The following is a 20,426-nucleotide window of genomic DNA, read 5'->3' as shown; positions in this document are numbered from 1 at the left end:
CATGGCGGAGGGGGTGGGCGAGGAAGCCTTGGCCGATGCCGATCTGCTGGCCCGCATCGCGGACCGGGACCGGCGCGCCTTCACCGCCCTGATGCGCCGCCACGGCGACAGGGTGCGGGGCTTGGCCCTGGGTTTCGGCGGCCGGGCGGCGGAGGCCGACGACATCGTGCAGGACGTCTTCCTGATGCTGTGGCAGCGGCCCGATTCGTGGCGGTCCGGGGAGGCGGCGTTCACGACCTGGCTCTATCGCGTCGTCGCCAATCGCTGCCTCGACCAGGCGCGGCGCCGGCGCCTGCGGCGCTGGCTGCCCTTCGGAGAGACGCCGGAGCCGGTCGACGATGCGCCGACCGCCTTGGCCGCGCTGTCCGGCCGCGATCGTCTGGCGGCGGTCGCCCGGATGATCCGGACCCTGCCGGAACGGCAGCGCCTGGCGCTGCTGCTGGCCGTCCAGGGCGGGCGGAGCAATGCCGAGATTGCATCCATCCTGGGCATCAGCGAGGGCGCGGCGGAGCAGCTTCTGGTCCGTGCCCGGCGGACGCTGCGCGCCATGATCGAGAAGAAGGAGATGGGATCATGACCAGGGCCGAACTCGACGAGGCGCTGCTCCGTTTCGGGGCCGATCTCGACCGCTGGCCGCAGAAACTGGCCGAATCGGCCCGGCAGCTGATGGCCCGGGACCCGGCGGCGGCGGAAATCCTGACGCGGTTCGCCGCGTTCGAGGACACGATCGGTGCCGCGATCCGTCCCCCGCCCTTCGGTGCCGCGGAGATCGGCCGGATCCTGGCGGCGGTCGAAGCGGAGGAGGCGGGCTGGCGGCCCGGCTGGCGCTTCTGGGCCGCGAGCACGGGGGCATCGCTGCTGTCTCTCGCCGCCGGCGCGATGGTGATGCTGGCGACGCTGCCGGGCCGCGCCGATCTCGACACCGCCCTGTCGGTGCTCGGGCTGGTGGCCGGCCAGGGCGACATCGGAGGCCTGCTGTGACCGCGGCACCGCGGCGGCGAACCGCGCTGATCCTCGCCGTCGCCTTGACAGCGTCGCTGTGTCTCAACCTGTTCCTGGGCGGCGCCTGGCTGGCCGGCCGCTGGTTCGAGCGCCGCGTCGAGACGACGGCCGCTTCGGTGATGCGGGCCTATCCGCCGGAGGTGCGGCGGGACGTGCTGCGCCGGCTGTTGCAGGACCGGGCGGGGCTGCGGGCAGCGGTTGGCGGCCTGCGCGAGGCGCGACAGCGCATGTTCGCCGTGATGCAGGCCGATCCGCTGGACCGCGGCGCGCTGGAGGGCGCGATGACCGAGGTCCGGACCAGGACCGGGGCGCTGCAGGCGCTGCTGCAATCCGCCCTCGCCGCCAGCCTGGCGGAGACGCCGGCAGAGGACCGCGCGAAGATCCAGCCGCCGGCGATCGGTTTCGGGCTGCTCGGCGGCCGGGAGCCCTGACGGCCGCGCGCGGAATCAGACCTTCGGCTTTGGCTCCAGGATCGCCCCGATCTCCTTCGCCTTGCGGTGGCCGAGCCAGAACAGCCCGGAGGCCAGCCCGACGAACAGGACCAGGAAGACCCAGAGCGCGGTCGCCAGATAGTCGTACATCGGGTCGGCGGCGGCCGGGCGCATCATCAGCAGCCCCAGCACCAGGATGAACAGCACGAAGCCGATGACGCTGAGATTGACGGCATAGGTGTGCCAGGTCGCCAGCCGCCGGTACTCGATCCGGCATTCGACGATGGCGCGCTTCTGCGCCTCGTCGCCGGCGAAGCGGTTCAGCTCGATCTTCTGGCGCAGCGCCAGCAGGTCGCGCAGCCACTGGCTGAGCTGGATGTAGAAGAAGCTGCCGACCAGGCCGGCCAGGGTCAGCAGCGGGCTGAGCAGCGACAGTGGGTTGGTCATGGCCGGCCCTCCCGGCGCAGCGCGTCGAGCAGGGCCAGGATCGTCTCCGCCGTGATCGAGAACCAGGTCAGGGTGGGCGAGGAGGGCTTCTTCGCTGGCGGCGCGGGCCGGTCGCCCTTGGTGATCGCCGCCGCGACCGTGTCGTAAAGGGTGACGAGCTCGTCATAGCCGCCGCGCGACAGGCTCAGCTCGAAGCGCTGCACCTGGGCCCGACCGGCCTCTGCGGCGGCGCGGGCGTCGGGCTCGGCGCGCTCCAGCACCTGGCGCAGCTCGGCCCGGGCGGCGGCCCGCCACTGCGCGGTGCGGCGTGCGCGCAGCAGCCGCGCCAGGTATTGCGCCCGCGGCAGGCCGAGCTGGTAGCGGGCATAGATCCGGTTGGCGTCCGGCTGCTCGTCGCTGTGCACCGTGTCGTAGAAGCGGGCGATCCAGGCCTCGGCCTGCTGTCCCTGGGTCTCATGGCGACGCTCGCCGAGCACCCATTCGCTGACCAGGTCGACGCACAGCGCCTCATAGCCGGACTCGATCCGCGCCCGGCTGGCAGGCGAAGCGTCGATCGCCAGCGCCGCCTTGGCACGGGCCGGACGATCCCGTCCGTCCGCATCCTCCGCCATCACATCTCCCCGATTCCGCTCTGCGGATCGATCCTAGCGAATCCTGCCGGCGCCGGCAGGACACATCTCGTGACCGCGGTGCATGGTGCGTCCCGGCAGGACGATCATCCGCCGAGTGAGACTGCGAGCCATGCCCTTCTCTGCTAGGGTTCCTGTTCGGCGCCGCCGTGAAGACGCGTCGCGTGGCCGAAAGCCGACCGCCGTTTCGCGGCCGGGGCACCGCCTGGATTTTCATGATCATAATAGGGGATATTTCATGACGGGATTGGCAAGTGCGGCCCGGGCCGCAATCGGGGCGATCGTCCTCGCAAGCTTGGCCGCTTGCGCGCAGCCCATGACCGGCGAGAGCGAGGATCTCGCTCAGCTCTACGGGAGGCCATCTATGATTCTGCCGTCAAACGGCCTTCCTTCCAGCGCAGGCTGACGCCGATCGATGCAGGGTTGCGGCGGGTCACGGTCGTCACGCTGACCACCAAGACGGACGATCCCGTCGAACCGTCAGATGCTCTCGTGCCGTCTAAAGGCGTTCTCCGGCTCAGCCGGAATGCCGACCGCACGGGCAAGGTGCTGTCGGCGACGTGGGTGTCGCTGCCGTCGGAATCGCGGCCGGCATGCAAGGGCGCGCAGGATCCGGTGCTGGCGCTCGAACAACTGCTCGGCATGCCGCCGGCGGGGGGCGAGTGGGAGCTCGTGCAGTTCAGCGTCGCCCCGGAACACGTCTTCCGGCCATGCGCCAGCGGACCGGATATCAGCACGACCCAGTGCCCCTTCGCCCTGCCGACGCAATTTTCGTCGCCGCAGGAACGGCGGGCGGTCGAGGAGACGCAGCTCTTCGTCTTCGGCCAGATGTGGAACTCGTATGTCGCGGATTTTCCGACACCCGGCTATCCCTTCACCGGCATGGGGTGGACCTACAACTGGAACCCCGCCTCGAAGGACCACAGCGGGATCTCCGAATATGTGGTGAAGCGCGGAGCGCCGGTGAGCGACATACGGGTTTTCACCCCGAGCGAATTCTGCAGCGGGAGCTAGGCGGGCAGCCCGGCCTTGAGCAGGCCGTCGCGGCAATGGGCGCGGTCCTCGTCGCGCTTGTAGTGCAGGGTCGCCAGGAACGCCTCCGCCGTGAAGGCCGGATCGATCCGCAGCACCGCCTGGGCATGGGCGCCGGCGGCGGTGGCGTCGCCCATCCAGGCCAGCGCGGCGGCGAGGAAGGCGTGGTGGGTGTGGTCGGGCTTGGTGATGTGGCTGTAGGCCTCCACCGCCTCGGCATAGCGCTGAGCGGTGTAATGGGCGCGGCCGAGATGGCTCCAGAACCGCTCCGGGTGATGCGGGTTGAGCCGCATCGCCTTGCGGATCCAGTCGATGCCTTCCTCCGGCCGGCCGAGCCAGGTCAGGAGCTCGCCCTGCTGCACCACGATCAGGTCGTAATTCGGGTTCGAGGCGATCGCCCGTTCCTGGTGGTACATGGATTTGTCGAACTCGTCCCGCGCCAGGGCGACCGCGGACAGGATGCGGTGGACATCGGCGTCATTGTCGTCGAGGGCGATGGCGATTTCGAGCTCGCCGACCACGGCGTCCCAAGTGGCGTCACGGTCGGCGCACCAGCCATTGACCCAGCCCTGGCCCAGCACGCAGGCCCGCCAGGCATGGGCGTGGGCGTATTTCGGGTCGAGCGTGATGGCGCGGTCGAGCATCGCCAGCGCCTGGGCATTGTCGTCGCGCGTCGACCGGTGGTGCAGGATCTTGCCGGCCAGCAGGCACTCATAGGCTTCCAGATTGTCCGTGGTCTTCCGCTTCGCCCGGTCGCGCGCCGCGGCTTCGACCCGGCCGGGCAGGGTGGCGGCGATCGCCGACGTGACCTCGTCCTGGATGGCGAAGATGTCGGCCAGGTCGCGGTCGTAGCGCTCGGCCCAGATGTGCCGGTCGGTCTCGGCGTCGATCAGCTGCACCGTGACCCGCACCCGGCCGCCGGCCTTGCGGACACTGCCTTCGACCACGTAATGGACGCCGAATTCGCGGGCGACGTCCTGCACCTTCACCGCCTTGCCCTTGTGCACGAAGGCGGAGTTGCGCGAGATCACCAAGAGCTCGTGGAAGCGCGACAGCTCGGTGATGATGTCCTCGGTCAATCCGTCGGCGAAGAACTCCTGCTCCGGCTCGCCGCTCATATTGGCGAAGGGCAGCACGACGATGGAAGGCTTGGTCGGGACGGGAGCGCTGGCGATGACATCAGGCGGGGCTTGCGCCACCGTGTCGAGCCGGACCCGGTAGACGCGGATCGGCCGGGAGATGTTCTTGACCGCCTGCTCGCCGAGATCGTCGAAGCCGATGTCGAGCCGGTCGCCGACCTGGTCGCGCACCGCGCCCGACACGCAGATCCCGCCCGGCTCCGCCAGCGCCTCCAGCCGCGCCGCCACGTTGACGCCGTCGCCGAACAGGTCGCCGTCCTCGACGATCACGTCGCCGAGATTGATGCCGATGCGGAACTGGATCCAGCGCGCCGGCGAGACGTCGGCGTTGCGCCGGGCCATGCGGCGCTGGATCTCCGCGGCACAGGTCAGGGCATCGACGATGCTGGCGAACTCGACCAGCATTCCGTCGCCCGTGGTCTTGACGATGCTGCCGCGGGCCTTGGCGATCGCCGGGTCGATCAGCTCGAGCCGATGGGTCTTCAGCCGCGCCAGGGTGCCGGACTCGTCGGCTTCCATCAGCCGGCTGTAGCCGACCATGTCCGCCGCCAGGATCGCGGCCAGCCTGCGCTGGACCTCCGGCCGTTCCATGGGCCTGTCCTCGCCCCGAAAGATGCAATTTTAGCAAAGCCGGGGCGGGGCGACAAACGATGTCGGTCGCGGGTGCGGGCGATCCTGTAGCTCCGCATCCTCCGCCATCGCCGGTCCGCGAATCCGCCGTGCGGACCGGTCCCGGCGAATCCGGATCGAGCGGGTAGCTTCTCGATCATGGTTGGTGAAGAGTCCGGCGAGCATCTTCCAGCCGTTCGCCCTAATCTTGCGAGAACAGGCAGTCGATCTTCTTTTCAAGTTGGCCTTCAAGCCTCCACAGAGCGATCTGCTCCGCCGCGTGATTGATAGGCAATAGCCCGGCGTCGTCGGCGCTAGCCAGCCATTCGAACAGAACCAGTGCTTCGGCGTTGGACAAGGTGATGGTGACTTCGTTCGTGTTCATCCGGCTACTCCTCACGGTTGGGCCTTGCCACTGATCACGCCCGCTTACGGCCGCGTTCGCTCCGCTTCGGCTGGGCTTCGGCGATCATCTCGGCGGCGGCCTCCTCCAGCATCGCATCGATCGCACCGGCGGCAACGCTGACGCGTCCGATCTCGAGCAGCACCGGGACGGCGAGGGGGGAAACGCGGTCGAGAGCGCGGTGGGTCAGCTTGCGCCGGGCCCGCTTCAGCGACAGGGCGACGCGGGCGACGTCCACCAGGCCGCGCGCCGCATCCGCCCGGGTGGCTCGCAGCAGCACATGGTCCGGCTGGTGCCGGCGCAGCACGTCGTAGATCAGGTCGGCGCTGACCGTGACCTGGCGCCCGGTCTTCTTCACGCCGGGGGACCGGCGCTCGATCAGCCCGGCGATGATGGCGACGTTGCGGAAGGTGCGGCGCAGCAGGCTGGAATCGCCCATCCAGGCCTCCAGGTCGTCGCCCAGCATGTCCTCGCTTAACAGTGGCGCCGGGTCGATCACCGGGTGCAGGCTCCAGGTCGCCAGCACATAGTCGGTGGCGACGAAGCCGATCGGCCCCAGCCCGGCCCGCTCCATCCGCTTGGTCAGCAGCATGCCCAGCGTCTGGTGCGCCTGCCGTCCTTCGAAGCAGTATGCCACCATGTAGTGCCGGCCGCCGCGCGGGAAGGTCTCGATCATCAGCTCGCCCGGCCCGGGCAGGCCGGAGCGGTCGCGCTGCAGCTCCAGCCATTCGCGCACGTCGTCCGGCAGCCGGGGCCAATGGGTGGGGGTCGACAGCAGGCGGCGCACCCGGTCGGCCAGGTGGGTGGTCAGCGGCATGCGGCCCCCCGCGAAGGCCGGCACCTTCGGCTCGCCCGTGGCGGCGCGGCTGGCGATCACCGCCATCTCGCGGATGCCTTCGAAGCGCAGCAGCTGGCCGGCGAACATGAAGGTGTCGCCTGCCACCAGGCCTTGGGCAAAATACTCCTCGACCTCGCCCAGCACCTTGCCGAAGCCGCCGCCGAGCCGGACCTTCAGCGTCTCCTGCTCGACGATGGTGCCGACATTCATCCGGTACTGTCGGGCGACCACGGCGCTGGCCACCTTCCAGCGACCCTCGGCATCCTGCTTCAGCCGATGGAAACGGTCGTAGCCGCGCAGGGCGTAGCCGCCATGGGCGACGAAATCCAGGACATCGTCGAAATCGCGCTTCGGCAGTGCGGCATAAGGCGCCGCCCGCCGCACCTCAGCGAATAGCGCCTTCGCGTCGAAGGGGGCGGAGCAGGCACAACCCAGCAGGTGCTGCGCCAGCGTGTCGAACGTGCCGGGGGCCGGCGGGTCGCCGTCCAGCGTCATCGCCTCGACGGCGTCGGAGGCGGCCTGGCATTCCAGAACCTCGAACCGGTTGGCCGGAACCAGCAGCGCCACCGAAGGCACGTCGAAGCGGTGGTTCGACCGGCCGATGCGCTGCAGCAGCCGGCTGGCGCCTTTCGGCGCGCCGATCTGGATCACCAGGTCGACCGCCGCCCAGTCGATGCCGAGATCGAGCGAGGAGGTGGCGACCACGGCGCGCAACTCGCCCCGCGCCATCGCCGCCTCGACCTTGCGTCGCTGCTCCGCCGCCAGGCTGCCGTGATGCAGCGCGATCGGCAGCACGTCGTCATTCACCCGCCACAGCGCCTGGAACACCAGCTCGGCCTGCGCCCGGGTGTTGACGAACAGCAGCGTGGTGCCGGCCTTGCGGATGCGCTCATACAGCTCGGCGGCAGCATAGGTGCCCATATGGCCGGACCAGGGCAGGCGGCCCTCCGTTTCCAGGATCTCGACTACGGGTTTGATGCCCGGAGGCCCCTTGACCGTGCGCACCAGCGCCGGGTCGGCGTGGCCGGTCGGCGACAGCCAGGCGACCAGCGCATCGGGATGCGCCACCGTGGCCGATAGCCCGATCCGGCGGGCCCCCGGTGCGAGGGTGGCCAGGCGGGCGAGGCCGAGCGCCAGCAGATCGCCGCGCTTGGTGCCGGCCAAAGCGTGCAACTCGTCGACGATGATGCAGCGCAGGGCCCCGAAGATGCGGTCCGCGTCGCCATAGGACAGCAGCAGCGCCAGGCTCTCCGGCGTCGTCATCAGGATCTGCGGCGCGTGGCGGCGCTGGCGCTCGCGTTTGACCTGCGGCGTGTCGCCGGTGCGGGTCTCGGCCCGGATCGGCAGCCGCATCTCGGCTATCGGCTGCTCCAGGTTGCGGTGGATGTCGACCGCCAGCGCCTTGAGCGGCGAGATGTAGAGGGTGTGCAGCCCCTCGCGCGGCCGTTCCGCCAGCTCGGTCAGGGTCGGCAGGAAGCCGGCCAGGGTCTTGCCGCCGCCGGTCGGGGCGATCAGCAGGGCATGGGTGCCGTCGCGCGCCGCCTGCAGCATCTCCAGCTGATGCGAGTGCGGCGTCCAGCCCTTGTGCCGGAACCAGCCCTCGAAGGCCGGCGGTAGCAGCGGTTCGGCGGTTTCCGCCAATACGGTCATGGGCCCTTCGTTTCGGCCGGAATGCGTCCGACCAGATCAGCCCAGGACCGGCCCGGATGCAACTGTTGTGTTTTTGTTCTCGTCAACCGGCTGTCGTATTGCGGGTGCAACGCGTCTGCCCGCGATCGAAATCCCGCTGACATCTGGATCCGGCTTCCTGGTCGCAGCAACAAGCTGGAGCAGATCAGCATGGTCGCGATAGAGCCGGCACGGCGTTCCTTCCGTTTGCCACGCGCGAAGACGGTGGTCTTCGCGCTGATCCTGGCGATGACGGCCTATGTCATTAGCCACAACGAGCGCTTCCTGGTCGAACCCGACAACCCGGTGTGGCAGCGCTATCAGTCCTTCCAATGGTGGCTGCTGCCGCATGGCGTGGCCGGGGCCAGCGCGCTGCTGCTGGCGCCGCTGCAGTTCTCCGACCGGCTGCGCCGCCGCTACGCCGTGGTGCACCGCGTGGTCGGTCGGATCTATGTCGCCGGCGTCTTCGTCTTCGCGCCGCTGGGCGCCTATATCCAGTGGATCAACGAGGCCGTGGGGGCCTCGCGCTCCTTCACCGTCGCTGCCATCGTCGACGCCTTGCTGGTGATGGTGACGACCGGGATCGGCCTGGCCTTCGCGCTCAAGGGCAGGATCCCGCAGCACCGGCAGTGGATGACGCGCAGCTATGCGGTGGCGCTGACCTTCTTCGAGGGCCGACTGATCCTCGGCCTGACCGGGCTCGACCGGCCGCCGGACCCCGCGGTTGCCGAAATCGTGGTGTGGACCTGCGTGGCGCTGGCGATCCTGGTCGGCGACCTGGCCAACCAGTGGTACGAGATGCAGAGCGGTCGACGGTCACCCGCGCGGTAACAGAGGTTGGCGCCGCGACATCCAACGGTCACGGCGTCGCACTGTTTCGGCCATGATCCGCGATCAGCCTGCGCCGCCACGGTCACCCTATCGGAGCAGCTGATGAACTGCCGGACACGTAAGCGCCTGCTGGTTGCCTTCGTGGCTCTGGGTGCATTCGCCGCGTTCGTGTTCTTCAACAACAGCTCCCGGCTGTACGGCGCGCCGGGCGGAAAGCCGGCGCTGCTGGCGCATCGCGGCCTGGCCCAGGGCTTTGACCGGACGGGACTGGCCGGCGACACCTGCACCGCCGCGCGCATGCTGCCGCCGGAACATCCCTATCTGGAGAACACCATCGCCTCGATGCGCGCCGCCTTCGATCTCGGCGCCGGTGCGGTCGAGCTCGACATCCAGCCGACCACGGATGGGCGCTTCGCCGTGTTCCACGACTGGACCGTCAACTGCCGCACCGAAGGCCACGGCGCAACCCGCGAGCACAGCCTGGCCGAGCTGCAGGCGCTGGACATCGGCCACGGCTATACCGCGGACGGCGGCGAGACCTACCCGTTCCGCGGCAAGGGCGTCGGGCTGATGCCGTCGCTGGACCAGGTGCTGGAGGCCTTTCCCGGCCACCGCTTCCTGCTGAACGTCAAAAGTAACGATCCGGCGGAAGGCGAAATGCTGGCCGCCTATCTCGCAGCCTTGCCGGCGGATCGCCGCGACCTCCTGGCGGCCTATGGCGGCGACCGGCCGATCGCGGTGCTGCGCGAGCGGCTGCCCGGTTTCCGCTCGATGTCCCGCGCGTCGATCAAGGATTGCTTCGTCAATTACGCCGCGCTGGGCTGGACCGGCCATATACCGGAGTCCTGCCGGCGGTCGGTGCTGCTGGTGCCGTCGAACGTGGCGCCATGGCTGTGGGGCTGGCCGCACCTTTTCGTCGCCCGGATGGAGGCGGTGGGTACCCTGGTCTTCCTGATCGGCCCGTGGAGCGGCGGCTTCTCCGAAGGCATCGACGACCCGGCGCTGGTGGCCTATCTGGTCGCCGGCGGCTATGCCGGCGGCATCGAGACCGACCGGATCGACCGGATGGGGCCTGCACTGAAGAATTGAATCCGGACTGCCCGCCCTGTCCTGGCCCTTTGCGCCGGCCGCCCGACCGGGGCATAAGGGCGGCGACGGACAGCGGAGGATGCGATGCGTGCGGACGGACCGATCGGGCTGATGGCGGCGATCCCGCAGGAGCTGGCGGCGCATGACGATCTCGTCGTGCGCACCGAGCGCGAGATCGCCGGCTGCCGCTTCCGCCTCGGCCGTCTCGGCACCCGCGACCTGGTGGCGGTCGAGGCCGGCATCGGCAAGAGCCACTCCGCCATGGTCGCGACCCTGCTGCTGCAGGAGTTCAAGTGCAGCTCGCTGCTGTTCTCCGGCGTCGCCGGCGGTCTCGACCCCGACCTCGCCATCGGTGACGTGATCGTGGCCGATCGGCTGGTGATGCACGATTATGGCGCCCGGGTCGGCGGCCGGCTGAAGCCCTACCAGCCCGGCGTGCCGCCGCTGCCCGGCTTCCCGGAGGAAACCGGCTACGACCTGGATAGAGATCTCAGAGAGAAGATCAAGGACGCCATCGAAGGCCTTGATATCGGAGGATTCGGTGCCGCGGCGACCGGCGGCGAGCCGCACCGGTCCCGGCTGATCTTCGGCACCATCCTGACCGGCGACATCTTCCTCAACGACGCGCAGGAGCGCGAGCGGCTGCACCGCGAATTCGGCGGCGTCGCCATCGAGATGGAGGGTGCCGCGGTGGCCGCGGTGGCCGAGCGTTTCGGCGTGCCGGTGGTGGTGGTCCGGGCGCTCAGCGACCTCGCCGGCACCGAGAGCCACATGGATTTCCGCGCCTTCCTCGACGCCGCCGCCCGCATCGCCGCCCGCGTCGTCGGCCGGATCTCGACGGTGCTGTAACCGGACCGGGTCGCTTCCGGACGTGCTGGAAATACGCAACCTGAACTTCTGACGGAGTCGGCCCGTTTTCTTCCCGGAACTGAAGGAGACGGAGCATGCTTCCGACCCTGCAGGTGCTCAGCCTTTGCCTCGTCGCGCTGGCACTGACGCCGGCCCTGGCCCATGCGCTGGAACGTCCCGGCAAGATGCGCCTCGACAAGGAGGCGTACCTGGCCGTGCAGCCGATCTACTATCCCGGCTTCACTTGGGCCGGCGGGCTCGGCGAAGCCGCCGGCATCGTGGCCGTGCTGGTCCTGCTGCTGTTGACGCCGGCCGGCAGCGCGGATTTCTGGTGGGTAGCGGCGGCCTTCGTCGCCCTGGTCTCGATGCACGCCGTCTATTGGCTGCTGACCCATCCGGTGAACGGCTTCTGGCTGCGGAATCGGGACCTGAAAGGCATGGGCAAGGGGTTCTTCGCCTTCGACCCGCTGCACCGCGCCACATCCGGCACGTCGGTCGAGGAGAACTGGACGGACTATCGCGACCGGTGGGAGCGCTCGCATGTCGTAAGGGCCATCCTCGCGTCGATCGGTTTTCTGGCGCTGGCGATCAGCGTGGCACTCTGAAGGTTGGACATCGCGCCGCGTCGTGCAGCACGGGCTCGACACGAGCTGTGTGAGTGACAACATCATGGCTGGAGCCGCCGGTCCCGCATGGGCAGGCGCGGAGGAGGCCATGGACGCAGCGATCATCGAGGAATACGCCCAGAAGCTCCGCGCCGCCGGTGCAGGGGCGACGCTGGTGCTGTTCAGCCGTGACGGGCATGAGCATCCTGCCCGGAGTGTCCGGACCGTGCGCGATCTCGTCTATCTGACCCATGACGGCACGGAAACCGTCATCCTGAGGTCGGAGATCGTCGCCATCCGGTTCAGCGATGCCAAGCCGGGCGTGTCCAGGGTGGGATTCTAACCGGCAAGGCCGCGCTCTTGAATCGCCGGGCCCGATCCTCTTCTATCGAATTCCCGGAATCGCGAGAGCATCCATGGACTACGAACCCCGGCTGCGCAACCACGGCCTGCCGCACGACCCGTTCAAGGCCCTGGTGGTGCCGCGGCCGATCGGCTGGATCAGCACGGTCAGCCGGGATGGCGTGGTCAACCTGGCGCCCTACAGCTTCTTCAACGCCGTCGCCGACCGGCCGCCGATGGTGATGTTCGCGCCGAGCGGGCCGAAGGATTCCCAAGCCAACGCCGAGGCGACCGGCGAATTCGTGGCCAGCCTCGTCACCTGGGACCTGCGCGAGCAGATGAACAGCACCTCCGCCTCGGTTGGGCCGGAGGTCAGCGAACCCGAGCTGGCCGGGCTGGCGATGGCACCGTCGCGGCTGGTGAAGCCGCCGCGGGTCGCCGCCGCCGCCGCGGCGCTGGAATGCCGCTGGGTCAAGTCGGTGCCGCTGACCACCGCGGCCGGTGAGACCGTGCCGGGTGCGATCGTGATCGGCGAGGTGGTGTCGATCCATATCGACGAGTCGGTGATCGTCGACGGCCGCATCGACCTATCGTCGCGGCGGGCGATCTCGCGGCTCGGCTACATGGATTACGGCGTGCTCGACACCGTGTTCAGCATGCAACGCCCGCGCTGAGAGCCGCTCTTGCCGGGAACCATCGCACCGCCGTACCGTTCCGTCTGCCGAGAGGCTCGCCGCGCCAATGGCGGGCCGTGAGGGAAGGGGAACGGGATGGGCGCTCGCACTGGGTTCTGGGGGGCTCCGGTTTCAGCCGCGATCGGTGCCCTGCTGCTGCCGGCCGCCGTTACCGCCCAGGAGGTGCCAGCCGAGCCGAAGCGGCCGGCAATCATAACCTCCACGCCGCAGGCGCCGCGGCCGCTGGAGGAGGACCCGGGCGCCTTCATCAGCTTCGGCCTCGAGAACGACGTCTTCGCCAACACCGACCGCGGCTACACCAACGGCTTCCGCTTCGCCTACACCAGCTCGGAGACCGGAACGCCGGACTGGCTCGCCGATGCGGCCCGGGCCTTCCCGCTGTTCCCCGACGCCGCGCCGATCCGGTCGACGCTGTCTTTCGGCCAGAGCCTGTACACGCCGAAGGACATCTCGCTGCGCGACCCGGATCCGAACGACCGGCCCTATGCCGCATGGCTCTACGGCGGCGCCGCGGTGCTGGCGGATTCGGGCGACCGGCTCGACCGGCTCGAGCTGCAGATCGGCGTCGTCGGCCCCTATGCGATCGGCGAGCAGGTGCAGAACACGGTTCATAGCATCATCAGTTCGAAGAAGGCGCGCGGCTGGGACCACCAGCTGCACAACGAGCCCGGCGTGCTCCTGAGCTACGAGCGCACCTGGCGCGGCCTCTACGCCGCAGCACCTCTGGGCATCGGCTTCGACCTGTCGCCCTATGTCGGCGCCACCGTCGGCAACGTGTTGACCCAGGCCTCGGTCGGCGCCACGGCGCGGCTCGGCTTCGACCTGCCGGCCGATTACGGGCCGCCGCGGATCCGACCCAGCGTGCCGGGGTCGGACTTCTTCATCCCGACCAGCGGCTTCAGTTGGTATCTATTCGCCAGCGTCGAGGGCCGGGCCGTGGCCCGCAACATCTTCCTCGACGGCAACACCTTCGAGGACAGCCCGCACGTCACCAAGAACCCGCTGGTCGGCGACCTGCAGCTCGGCATCGCGGTCCAGATCAACGACCTCCGCATCGCCTACACCCATGTGTACCGGACGCAGGAGTTCGAGGAGCAGAAGGACCATTTCAGCCAGTACGGAGCGTTCACCTTGTCCTGGCGGTTCTGAGGCAAGTTGATTTTGGGCTTACTCTTTCCTTTCATTGCCGGGCTTGACCCGGCAATCCAGTCTTTGTCGACATCCTCTGGAAGCCCGGGTCAAGCCCGGGCATGACAGTGGGAGGGATGGCTGACGGTACTCAACTTATGGCGGCCAGCGCCTTCGCGATCCGTGCGCCGACCCGGGCGTTGTGCTCGACCAGTGCGATGTTGGCGATCAGGCTACGGCCTTCGGTCAGGGCGACGATCCGGGCCAGCAGATAGGGCGTCACCGCCTTGCCGGCGATCCCTTCGCGGCCGGCATCGGCCAGGGCGCTGGCGATGACGGCGTCGATCTCGGCCTCCGGCATGGCGTGGGCTTCCGGGATCGGGTTGGCGATCACCGCCCCGGCCTGGAAGCCCAGCGCCGCCTGGGCGGCCAGCACGGCCGCCACCTCCACCGGCGTGTCGCGGCGCAGCGCCAGGGCCAGGCCGCTCGACCGGGAGAAGAAGGCGGGCAGGGTGTCGGTGCCGTAGCCGATCACCGGCACGCCGCGGGTCTCCAGATATTCCAGCGTCTTCGGCAAATCGAGGATCGACTTGGCGCCGGCGCACACCACCGCCACCGGGGTGCGGGCCAGCTCCTCCAGGTCGGCGGAGATGTCGAGGCTGGTCTCGGCGCCGCGATGCACGCCGCCGATGCCGCCGGTGGCGAACACCCGGATGCCGGCCAGATGGGCCGCGATCATGGTCGCCGCCACGGTGGTGGCGCCGAGCCCGCCCGAGGCCAGGATCGCGCCCATGTCGCGGCGCGACAGCTTGGCCACGTCCCTGGCCGTCGCCAGCCGTTCGAGCAGCGCGTCGCCGAGGCCAACATGGATGCGCCCGTCGGCCACCGCGATGGTGGCCGGCACCGCGCCCTCCTCGCGGATGATCGCCTCGACCCGGCGCGCCATCTCCAGGTTCTGCGGATAGGGCATGCCGTGCGAGATGATGGTGCTCTCCAGCGCCACCACCGGGCGTCCGGCGGCCAGGGCGTCGGAGACCTCGGGGGCGATCGACAGCAGGCTGTTCATCAGGATCCTCACGCGGAGATCAGGGCACGCCGGCGCAGCGCGTCGGCGGTCAGGGTGTCGGGCACGGCGGTCGGCGCCTCCAGCGCCAGCGCCGCGGCGGCGCGGCCGAGCCGGGCAGCCTCGGCCAGGGGCAGGCCGATGACCAGGCCGTAGAGGGTTCCCGCCGCGGCGGCGTCGCCGGCGCCGGTGACGTCGACGATGTCGGCCGGGCAGGCGGCGATCGTGGCCTCACCTGCCGCATCGGCGACCAGCGCACCGGCATCGCCGCGGTTCAGCACCACGCGGCCGACGCCGTCGGCGCGCAGCCGGTGCAGCGCCGCCCAGGCCGTTGCCTCGTCGGTGACCGGCTGGCCGGTGATCGCCTCGGCCTCGTCGCGGTTCAGGCACAGCAGGTCGATGCGGCCCAGCAGGCCGCGCAGCTTCTCGGATTTCGGCGAGGACACGGCGTCGACCGCCACCAAGCCCGGCCGACCCGGATGGGACAGCACGGCGGCCAGCCCCTCGGCCGGCAGGTTGGCGTCGACGAACCACGCGGAAGCCGGCTGCGCCGCCGCCAGGGCCGGGGCGAGGGTCTCGGGCCCGATCTCGTCATAGATGCCCATGTCGGCGATCGCGACCGCCATCTCGCCGGCCGGCTCCAGTACCGCGGTGTAGCTGGCGGTGCCGCTGGTCTCGGACCGGCCGACCAGAGACAGGTCGAGGCCCAGCCGCGCCATCTCCGCCAGGATCCGCTCGGCCGAAGGATCATGCCCCATGCGGCTGACCAGGCCGACCGGCAGGCCCAGCCGGGCCAGGGTTTCGGCCACGTTGCGGGCGACGCCGCCCAGGCTGGTGCGGATCGTCACCGGGTTCGAGGTGCCCAGGCGGACGGCGCGGTGGGCGCAGGCTTGGCGGTCGATATGGGCGGCGCCGAAGCACCAGACGGTTGGGGTCATTCGGTCTCTGTCTCAGGATCGCGCGCACCCTGCGTCCGCCGCCGGCGAAAGGCAAGATCCGGGCTTGCGCCGCGCCGCCGCAGCCGGCAGCATCCCGGCCATGCGACGCCTCGTCCTCCTGATCGTCCTGCTGTTCGGTTTTGCCGCCCCCGCCCTGGCCCAGGGTCAGGCGGCGCCGGCCGGCACCTATCGCGGCCAGGTCACCTCGGGCGGCATCCTGGCTCCGTCGATGCTGACCTTCCTGCCGGAGCGGCGCGGCGGTTGCTACCACGTGATCGATTCCACCGCCGGCCCCTATGACGGGCAGCTCAGCGACGGCGAAGCCCTGGGCGGCGGCCTGTACCGCTTCACCTGGAGCGACAAGTTCGGCACAGGTACCGTGACCTTCGCCTTCAAGGACGGCGGGTCCGGGTTCAGCGGCAAATGGTACTTCGCCGAGCGCTTCGCTGGCGTCTGGATGGGCAAGCGGGCCGAGGGCGATGACCTCCCCTGCAAGCCGATCCCGGTGGCGTCGCTGGATTGATGTGGCCGAAAGTCAGATCGTCACAGCGCTGCGCAGGTCAGTCTGGGCGAAATCGTCGCCTTTGTAGAGCAGCGGCAATCCCCTGACCTTCGCGAGCGCGTAGCTGAAGACATCGCCGAAATTGAGCTGTGCCGGGTGGCCGCTGCCCCGCCCGAAGGCGATTAAGGCGGAATGGGCGGCGTCCATTTCCGGCACCCCGGGGGCGACGAATTCGAACGGCGGCAAGCGCAGGAGATCATCCAGGAAGGTGACGGCCCTCGGCCCGCGACGACCGAAAGCCACCATTCGGGATTCGACCACCGACACAGTGCTGATCAATGCCCTGTCGGCTCGCCGGATCACGTCGAGGAAAGCCTGCCGCTCCGGCTCGGCAAAGGCGATGGCAACGACTGCAGACGTATCGACTGCGATCACTTCGGGAGACCCTGGTCATCCCAGCCCAGCGGATCGACAGCATCGGGGCGATCTGGGATGCGATCCAACTGGGCCAGCAAGGCCTCGAAGCGATCGGTGGTGTCGGCGGAAACCCCGATCTCTTCGGCGAGGCGGTCAACAGCGCGTTCGACCAGGGCCGTCTTGGTCAACCCGGTTGCCCGGGCCAGCCGTTCCACCTTCTCCACCACGGCAGGATTGGCGATCTGAAGGGCCATGGAAAGTCCCGGGATGTTGATCTAAACAATATCAATATACATCGCGAGTCACAGGCCTCCAAGAAGTTGCGGGCCAGATTTGAACCGCAGGTCTGGCCCCGACCCGGTTGCCGCCCTATCGTCGATACCATGCCGACTCCACGCCCCGACCAGTGGATCCGAGTCCAGCCCGAGGGCCTGCTGGTGGTGCCCGGCGGCTTCCATGTCGACCCGATGCGGCCGGTCGAGCGGGCGCTGGTCACCCACGGCCATTCCGATCATGCCCGGCCGAACAACCGCGCGGTGCTGGCGACGGCGGAGACGCTGGCGATCATGCGCGCCCGTTACGGCGAGGAGGCCGGCCGCAGCCTGCAGCCCGTGGCGCTCGGCGAGACCCAGCGGATCGGCGAGGTCGACGTCACCTTCGTGCCGGCCGGCCATGTGCTGGGCTCGGCCCAGATCGTGCTGGAGCATGCCGGCAACCGGGTGGTGCTGTCCGGCGACTACAAGCGCCGGCCGGACCAGACCTGCCTGCCGTTCCAGCCGGTCGTCTGCGATGTCTTCGTCACCGAGGCGACCTTCGGCCTGCCGGTGTTCCGCCATCCGCCGGACGGGGAGGAGATCGGCAAGCTGCTGCACTCCGTCGCCCTGTTTCCGGAACGGTCGCATCTCGTCGGCGTCTATGCCCTCGGCAAGGCCCAGCGGGTGATCCGCCTGCTGCGCCAGGCCGGCTGGGACCGGCCGATCTACATCCATGGCGCGCTGCAGGCCATGTGCGAGCTTTACGAATCGCTCGGCGTGCCGCTCGGGCCGCTGCTGCCGGCCACCGAGGCGTCGAAGGCCGAGCTGGCCGGGCAGATCGTGCTGGCGCCGCCCTCGGCGAGTGCCGACCGCTGGTCGCGGCGCCTGCCGGACCCGGTGGTGGCGGCGGCCTCCGGCTGGATGCGGGTGCGCCAACGCGCCCGGCAGGGCGGGGTCGAACTGCCGCTGATCATCTCGGACCATGCCGACTGGGACGAGCTCTGCGCCACGATCGAGGAAGTGGAGGCCGGCGAGGTCTGGGTCACCCATGGCAGGGAGGAGGCGCTGATCCACCAGGTCCGCAAATCGGGCCGCGCCGCCCGGGCCCTGGCGCTGATCGGCTTCGAGGAGGACGACAGCGCATGAAAGCGTTCGCCGCGCTGATCGAGGGGCTGGTCTACATGCCGTCGCGCAACGGCAAGATCCGGCTGCTGGCCGACTATTTCGAGCACACGCCGGACCCGGATCGCGGCTGGGCGCTGGCGGCGCTGACCGGCGCCCTGACCTTCGCCGCCGCCAAGGCCTCGACCATCCGCAACCTGGCGATCGAGCGGGTCGACGAGGCGTTGTTCGGCTGGTCCTACGACTTCGTAGGCGACCTGGCCGAGACCGTCGCCCTGATCTGGCCGGCGAAGCCCGGCGCCAACCGCGAGCCGAGCATCACGGAGGTGGTGGAGGAGCTGCGCGCCACCTCGCGCGCGGCGGCGCCGCTGCTGATCGAGCGCTGGCTCGATGCGCTGGCGGCGTCGGAGCGCTTCGCCCTGCTGAAGCTCATCACCGGGGCGCTGCGGATCGGCGTCTCGGCGCGGCTGGCCAAGGTGGCGCTGGCGGAATGGGGCGGCCAGCCGGTCGACGACATCGAGGAGCTGTGGCACGCGCTGGAGCCGCCCTATGAGGAGCTGTTCGTCTGGCTGTCGGGGCAGGGACCGAAGCCGGAGATCGGCGACCGCGCCACCTTCCGGCCGCTGATGCTGGCTCATGCATTGGAGGCCGAGGACATTGCCGGGCTGGACCCGGCCGCCTATCGGGCCGAGTGGAAATGGGACGGCATCCGGGTGCAGGTGGTCGGCCGCGGCGACCGACCGCCGCGGATCTATTCGCGCAGCGGCGACGACGTCACCGGCGCCTTCCCGGATCTGGCCGACACCATCCGCTTCCATGCCGTGCTGGACGGCGAGCTGCTGGTGGCGCGGGACGGAGTCGTTGCCCCGTTCAACGACCTGCAGCAGCGGCTGAACCGCAAGGCGATCTCGGCCCGGATGATGGCGGAGTACCCGGCCTGGGTGCGGCTCTACGACATCCTGTTCGAGGGCGAGGAGGACCTGCGGCCGCTGCCTCTCGACGCCCGCCGGGTGCGGCTCGACTCCTGGATCGCGCGGGAGCAGCCGCCGCGCATGGACCTGTCGCCGATGATCCCGTTCCAGAGCTGGGACGAGCTGGCCGCGCTGCGCGACGGAGCCCGGGCCCAGGCGATCGAAGGCCTGATGCTGAAGCGTGGCGACAGCGACTATGTCGCCGGCCGGCCGAAGGGTCCCTGGTTCAAGTGGAAACGCGGGGCACTGACCCTCGACACGGTGATGATGTACGCCCAGCGCGGCCACGGCAAACGCTCGTCCTTCTACTCCGACTATACCTTCGGCGTCTGGCGGCCCGAACCTGATGACAACCAGCCGGAAGGCGAGCGGCTGGTGCCGGTGGGCAAGGCATATTTCGGGTTCACCGACGAGGAGCTGGCGCAGCTCGATCGCTGGGTGCGCAATCACACGGTCAAACGCTTCGGCCCGGTGCGCGAGGTCGAGCCGCTTCTGGTGCTGGAGGTCGCCTTCGACAGCGTCCACCGCTCCACCCGCCACAAATCCGGAGTCGCGATGCGATTCCCCCGAATCCATCGCATCCGCTGGGACAAGCCGGCGGCCGAGGCCGACCGGCTGGAGACGCTGGAACGAATGATCGTCGAGTAATACTTCGATTTAACATCACTTTCACTTGACAATGAATTTTATGCACATTGCTCGCGTATTAAGCGTTGACAGTCATGGCTCGCTGCGCGAGGGTCGGCAGCAAGAGCGGCCGCTCACGAAGGCCGCCGAGCACTTGATGCCAGCAGACGAGTCGCGCCCCGAAACAGGGCGAGGAGCCGTGCGCTTTCTTCGAAGGACGCGGCAAGGACACGGAAGGATGACATGTTGGCAAGCTGCACCGGACTGCCTGTCCCGACCTCGGATCACCCGGCCGGGCGATGGCGGAACTGACGGCTTTGCCGTCCTGTTCTCCCGTCGCTTCCGTCATTGCCAGGCGCTGTGCGCCGTCTCCGCAGAGGTCCATCATGGTTCGTTCCGAAGCGTTCACGATCGAGGTCGCGGGCGAGGCGGTCGGCATTGTCGTCGCCCAGAAGCGCGGCTTCCGTTTCTACGCTTCCGATTCCCGATACCAGCACCTCGAGGGACAGGATTTCCGGACCGTCCCGGATGCCGAGCGCGCCGCCCGCGATCTCGGCCGTACGGTGGCATCTCCGCCGAAGGCGGTTGGGATAGCGAGCTGAGATCGCGACTGCCGGGAGAAAGCTTCTTCCGCCAAGCCGGATCCAGGACTCAGGACTGGCCCTTGATCCCGACGGCAGGTCTTCCCAGACGACGGTCAATGTGCCCGGCACTGCCCGCCGGCATGGACTTCGCCATGCCGGAGGTCACAGCGGCACGCTGACGGTCCGAATCATGTGTTTGTGAGGGGGGCGG

At 69.3% G+C, this 20,426-nt stretch carries 24 protein-coding genes; 15 read left to right on the top strand and 9 right to left on the bottom strand.

Going from position 1 to position 20,426, the window contains the following annotated elements; genetic code table 11:
• Position 1 precedes the first annotated feature (1 nt).
• Genes QFZ27_RS26395 through QFZ27_RS26385 form a run of 3 tightly spaced genes read left to right on the top strand, consistent with a single transcriptional unit; the run spans position 2 to position 1,433 of the window.
• Complete coding sequence (locus QFZ27_RS26395; RefSeq protein ID WP_429229438.1) at positions 2-577, top strand: sigma-70 family RNA polymerase sigma factor; 576 nt, start codon at positions 2-4, stop codon at positions 575-577.
• Positions 574-981, top strand: coding sequence for a hypothetical protein (locus tag QFZ27_RS26390; protein WP_429229437.1), 408 nt, complete (start codon positions 574-576; stop codon positions 979-981). The genes QFZ27_RS26395 and QFZ27_RS26390 overlap by 4 nt, the downstream gene beginning before the upstream one ends.
• Complete coding sequence (locus QFZ27_RS26385; RefSeq protein ID WP_429229436.1) at positions 978-1,433, top strand: periplasmic heavy metal sensor; 456 nt, start codon at positions 978-980, stop codon at positions 1,431-1,433. The genes QFZ27_RS26390 and QFZ27_RS26385 overlap by 4 nt, the downstream gene beginning before the upstream one ends.
• A 15-nt stretch (positions 1,434-1,448) precedes the next feature.
• On the opposite strand, the gene QFZ27_RS26380 is transcribed toward QFZ27_RS26385, so the two are convergent.
• Complete coding sequence (locus QFZ27_RS26380; protein ID WP_429229435.1) at positions 1,449-1,880, bottom strand: hypothetical protein; 432 nt, start codon at positions 1,878-1,880, stop codon at positions 1,449-1,451.
• Positions 1,877-2,491 (bottom strand): hypothetical protein, encoded by a 615-nt coding sequence (locus tag QFZ27_RS26375; RefSeq protein WP_429229434.1) that lies wholly within the window; start codon positions 2,489-2,491, stop codon positions 1,877-1,879. Before QFZ27_RS26375 ends, QFZ27_RS26380 begins: the two co-directional genes overlap by 4 nt.
• 441 nt (positions 2,492-2,932) lie before the next feature.
• On the opposite strand from QFZ27_RS26375, the gene QFZ27_RS26370 reads away from it, so the two are divergent.
• On the top strand, positions 2,933-3,523 hold the full coding sequence (locus tag QFZ27_RS26370; RefSeq protein WP_429229433.1) for a hypothetical protein: 591 nt from the start codon (positions 2,933-2,935) through the stop codon (positions 3,521-3,523).
• On the opposite strand, the gene QFZ27_RS26365 is transcribed toward QFZ27_RS26370, so the two are convergent.
• From QFZ27_RS26365 to QFZ27_RS26355, 3 genes are all read right to left on the bottom strand, one after another.
• Entirely contained in the window at positions 3,520-5,271 is a 1,752-nt protein-coding gene (locus tag QFZ27_RS26365; RefSeq protein WP_429229432.1) for an adenylate/guanylate cyclase domain-containing protein, read from the bottom strand. The two genes, QFZ27_RS26370 and QFZ27_RS26365, sit on opposite strands and share 4 nt — an antisense overlap.
• 220 nt (positions 5,272-5,491) lie before the next feature.
• Positions 5,492-5,674: a hypothetical protein gene (locus tag QFZ27_RS26360; protein WP_429229431.1), complete on the bottom strand. Its 183-nt coding sequence runs from the start codon at positions 5,672-5,674 to the stop codon at positions 5,492-5,494.
• Between the two features lie 34 nt (positions 5,675-5,708).
• Positions 5,709-8,180, bottom strand: a complete 2,472-nt coding sequence (locus tag QFZ27_RS26355; protein ID WP_429229430.1) for a ligase-associated DNA damage response DEXH box helicase — start codon at positions 8,178-8,180, stop codon at positions 5,709-5,711.
• 189 nt (positions 8,181-8,369) lie between these two features.
• Here QFZ27_RS26355 and QFZ27_RS26350 point away from each other — a divergent pair, with 189 nt between their 5' ends.
• The 7 genes from QFZ27_RS26350 to QFZ27_RS26320 all read left to right on the top strand — a co-directional run bounded on the left by QFZ27_RS26350 (position 8,370) and on the right by QFZ27_RS26320 (position 13,758).
• Positions 8,370-9,029 carry a DUF2306 domain-containing protein gene (locus tag QFZ27_RS26350; protein ID WP_429229429.1) on the top strand — a complete coding sequence of 220 codons (660 nt, stop codon included), beginning with the start codon at positions 8,370-8,372 and terminating at the stop codon, positions 9,027-9,029.
• Between the two features lie 102 nt (positions 9,030-9,131).
• Entirely contained in the window at positions 9,132-10,118 is a 987-nt protein-coding gene (locus QFZ27_RS26345; RefSeq protein ID WP_429229428.1) for a glycerophosphodiester phosphodiesterase family protein, read from the top strand.
• 84 nt (positions 10,119-10,202) lie between these two features.
• Positions 10,203-10,967, top strand: a complete 765-nt coding sequence (locus QFZ27_RS26340; protein WP_429229427.1) for a 5'-methylthioadenosine/adenosylhomocysteine nucleosidase — start codon at positions 10,203-10,205, stop codon at positions 10,965-10,967.
• 95 nt (positions 10,968-11,062) lie between these two features.
• Entirely contained in the window at positions 11,063-11,572 is a 510-nt protein-coding gene (locus QFZ27_RS26335; RefSeq protein ID WP_429229426.1) for an anthrone oxygenase family protein, read from the top strand.
• Between the two features lie 109 nt (positions 11,573-11,681).
• A complete protein-coding gene (locus QFZ27_RS26330; protein WP_429229425.1) occupies positions 11,682-11,915 on the top strand; it encodes a hypothetical protein in 234 nt (77 codons plus the stop codon).
• 73 nt (positions 11,916-11,988) lie between these two features.
• Positions 11,989-12,588, top strand: coding sequence for a flavin reductase family protein (locus QFZ27_RS26325; protein WP_429229424.1), 600 nt, complete (start codon positions 11,989-11,991; stop codon positions 12,586-12,588).
• A 96-nt stretch (positions 12,589-12,684) separates the two neighbouring features.
• Positions 12,685-13,758, top strand: coding sequence for a lipid A deacylase LpxR family protein (locus QFZ27_RS26320; RefSeq protein WP_429229423.1), 1,074 nt, complete (start codon positions 12,685-12,687; stop codon positions 13,756-13,758).
• A gap of 130 nt (positions 13,759-13,888) precedes the next feature.
• On the opposite strand, the gene QFZ27_RS26315 is transcribed toward QFZ27_RS26320, so the two are convergent.
• Positions 13,889-14,803: a pseudouridine-5'-phosphate glycosidase gene (locus QFZ27_RS26315; RefSeq protein ID WP_429229422.1), complete on the bottom strand. Its 915-nt coding sequence runs from the start codon at positions 14,801-14,803 to the stop codon at positions 13,889-13,891.
• An 8-nt stretch (positions 14,804-14,811) separates the two neighbouring features.
• Positions 14,812-15,738, bottom strand: coding sequence for a PfkB family carbohydrate kinase (locus QFZ27_RS26310; RefSeq protein ID WP_429229421.1), 927 nt, complete (start codon positions 15,736-15,738; stop codon positions 14,812-14,814).
• A 100-nt stretch (positions 15,739-15,838) separates the two neighbouring features.
• Here QFZ27_RS26310 and QFZ27_RS26305 point away from each other — a divergent pair, with 100 nt between their 5' ends.
• The gene (locus QFZ27_RS26305; protein ID WP_429229420.1) at positions 15,839-16,261 is read left to right on the top strand and encodes a hypothetical protein; all 423 of its coding nucleotides are present in this window, start codon (positions 15,839-15,841) and stop codon (positions 16,259-16,261) included.
• A 12-nt stretch (positions 16,262-16,273) separates the two neighbouring features.
• Here QFZ27_RS26305 and QFZ27_RS26300 read toward each other — a convergent pair whose 3' ends face one another.
• On the bottom strand, positions 16,274-16,675 hold the full coding sequence (locus tag QFZ27_RS26300) for a type II toxin-antitoxin system VapC family toxin (protein WP_429229419.1): 402 nt from the start codon (positions 16,673-16,675) through the stop codon (positions 16,274-16,276).
• Entirely contained in the window at positions 16,672-16,911 is a 240-nt protein-coding gene (locus tag QFZ27_RS26295) for a type II toxin-antitoxin system VapB family antitoxin (protein WP_429229418.1), read from the bottom strand. Before QFZ27_RS26295 ends, QFZ27_RS26300 begins: the two co-directional genes overlap by 4 nt.
• Positions 16,912-17,040: 129 nt before the next feature.
• Between QFZ27_RS26295 and QFZ27_RS26290 the strand changes: the two genes are divergently transcribed.
• From QFZ27_RS26290 to QFZ27_RS26280, 3 genes are all read left to right on the top strand, one after another.
• A complete protein-coding gene (locus tag QFZ27_RS26290; protein WP_429229417.1) occupies positions 17,041-18,057 on the top strand; it encodes a ligase-associated DNA damage response exonuclease in 1,017 nt (338 codons plus the stop codon).
• Entirely contained in the window at positions 18,054-19,652 is a 1,599-nt protein-coding gene (locus tag QFZ27_RS26285; RefSeq protein WP_429229416.1) for a cisplatin damage response ATP-dependent DNA ligase, read from the top strand. Before QFZ27_RS26290 ends, QFZ27_RS26285 begins: the two co-directional genes overlap by 4 nt.
• Before the next feature lie 365 nt (positions 19,653-20,017).
• Positions 20,018-20,233, top strand: coding sequence for a hypothetical protein (locus QFZ27_RS26280; RefSeq protein WP_429229415.1), 216 nt, complete (start codon positions 20,018-20,020; stop codon positions 20,231-20,233).
• Positions 20,234-20,426 lie beyond the last annotated feature (193 nt).

The organism is Inquilinus ginsengisoli, assembly GCF_050434925.1.
Lineage (GTDB): Bacteria > Pseudomonadota > Alphaproteobacteria > DSM-16000 > Inquilinaceae > Inquilinus > Inquilinus ginsengisoli_B.
This window is presented reverse-complemented; position numbering and strand designations above follow the sequence as displayed.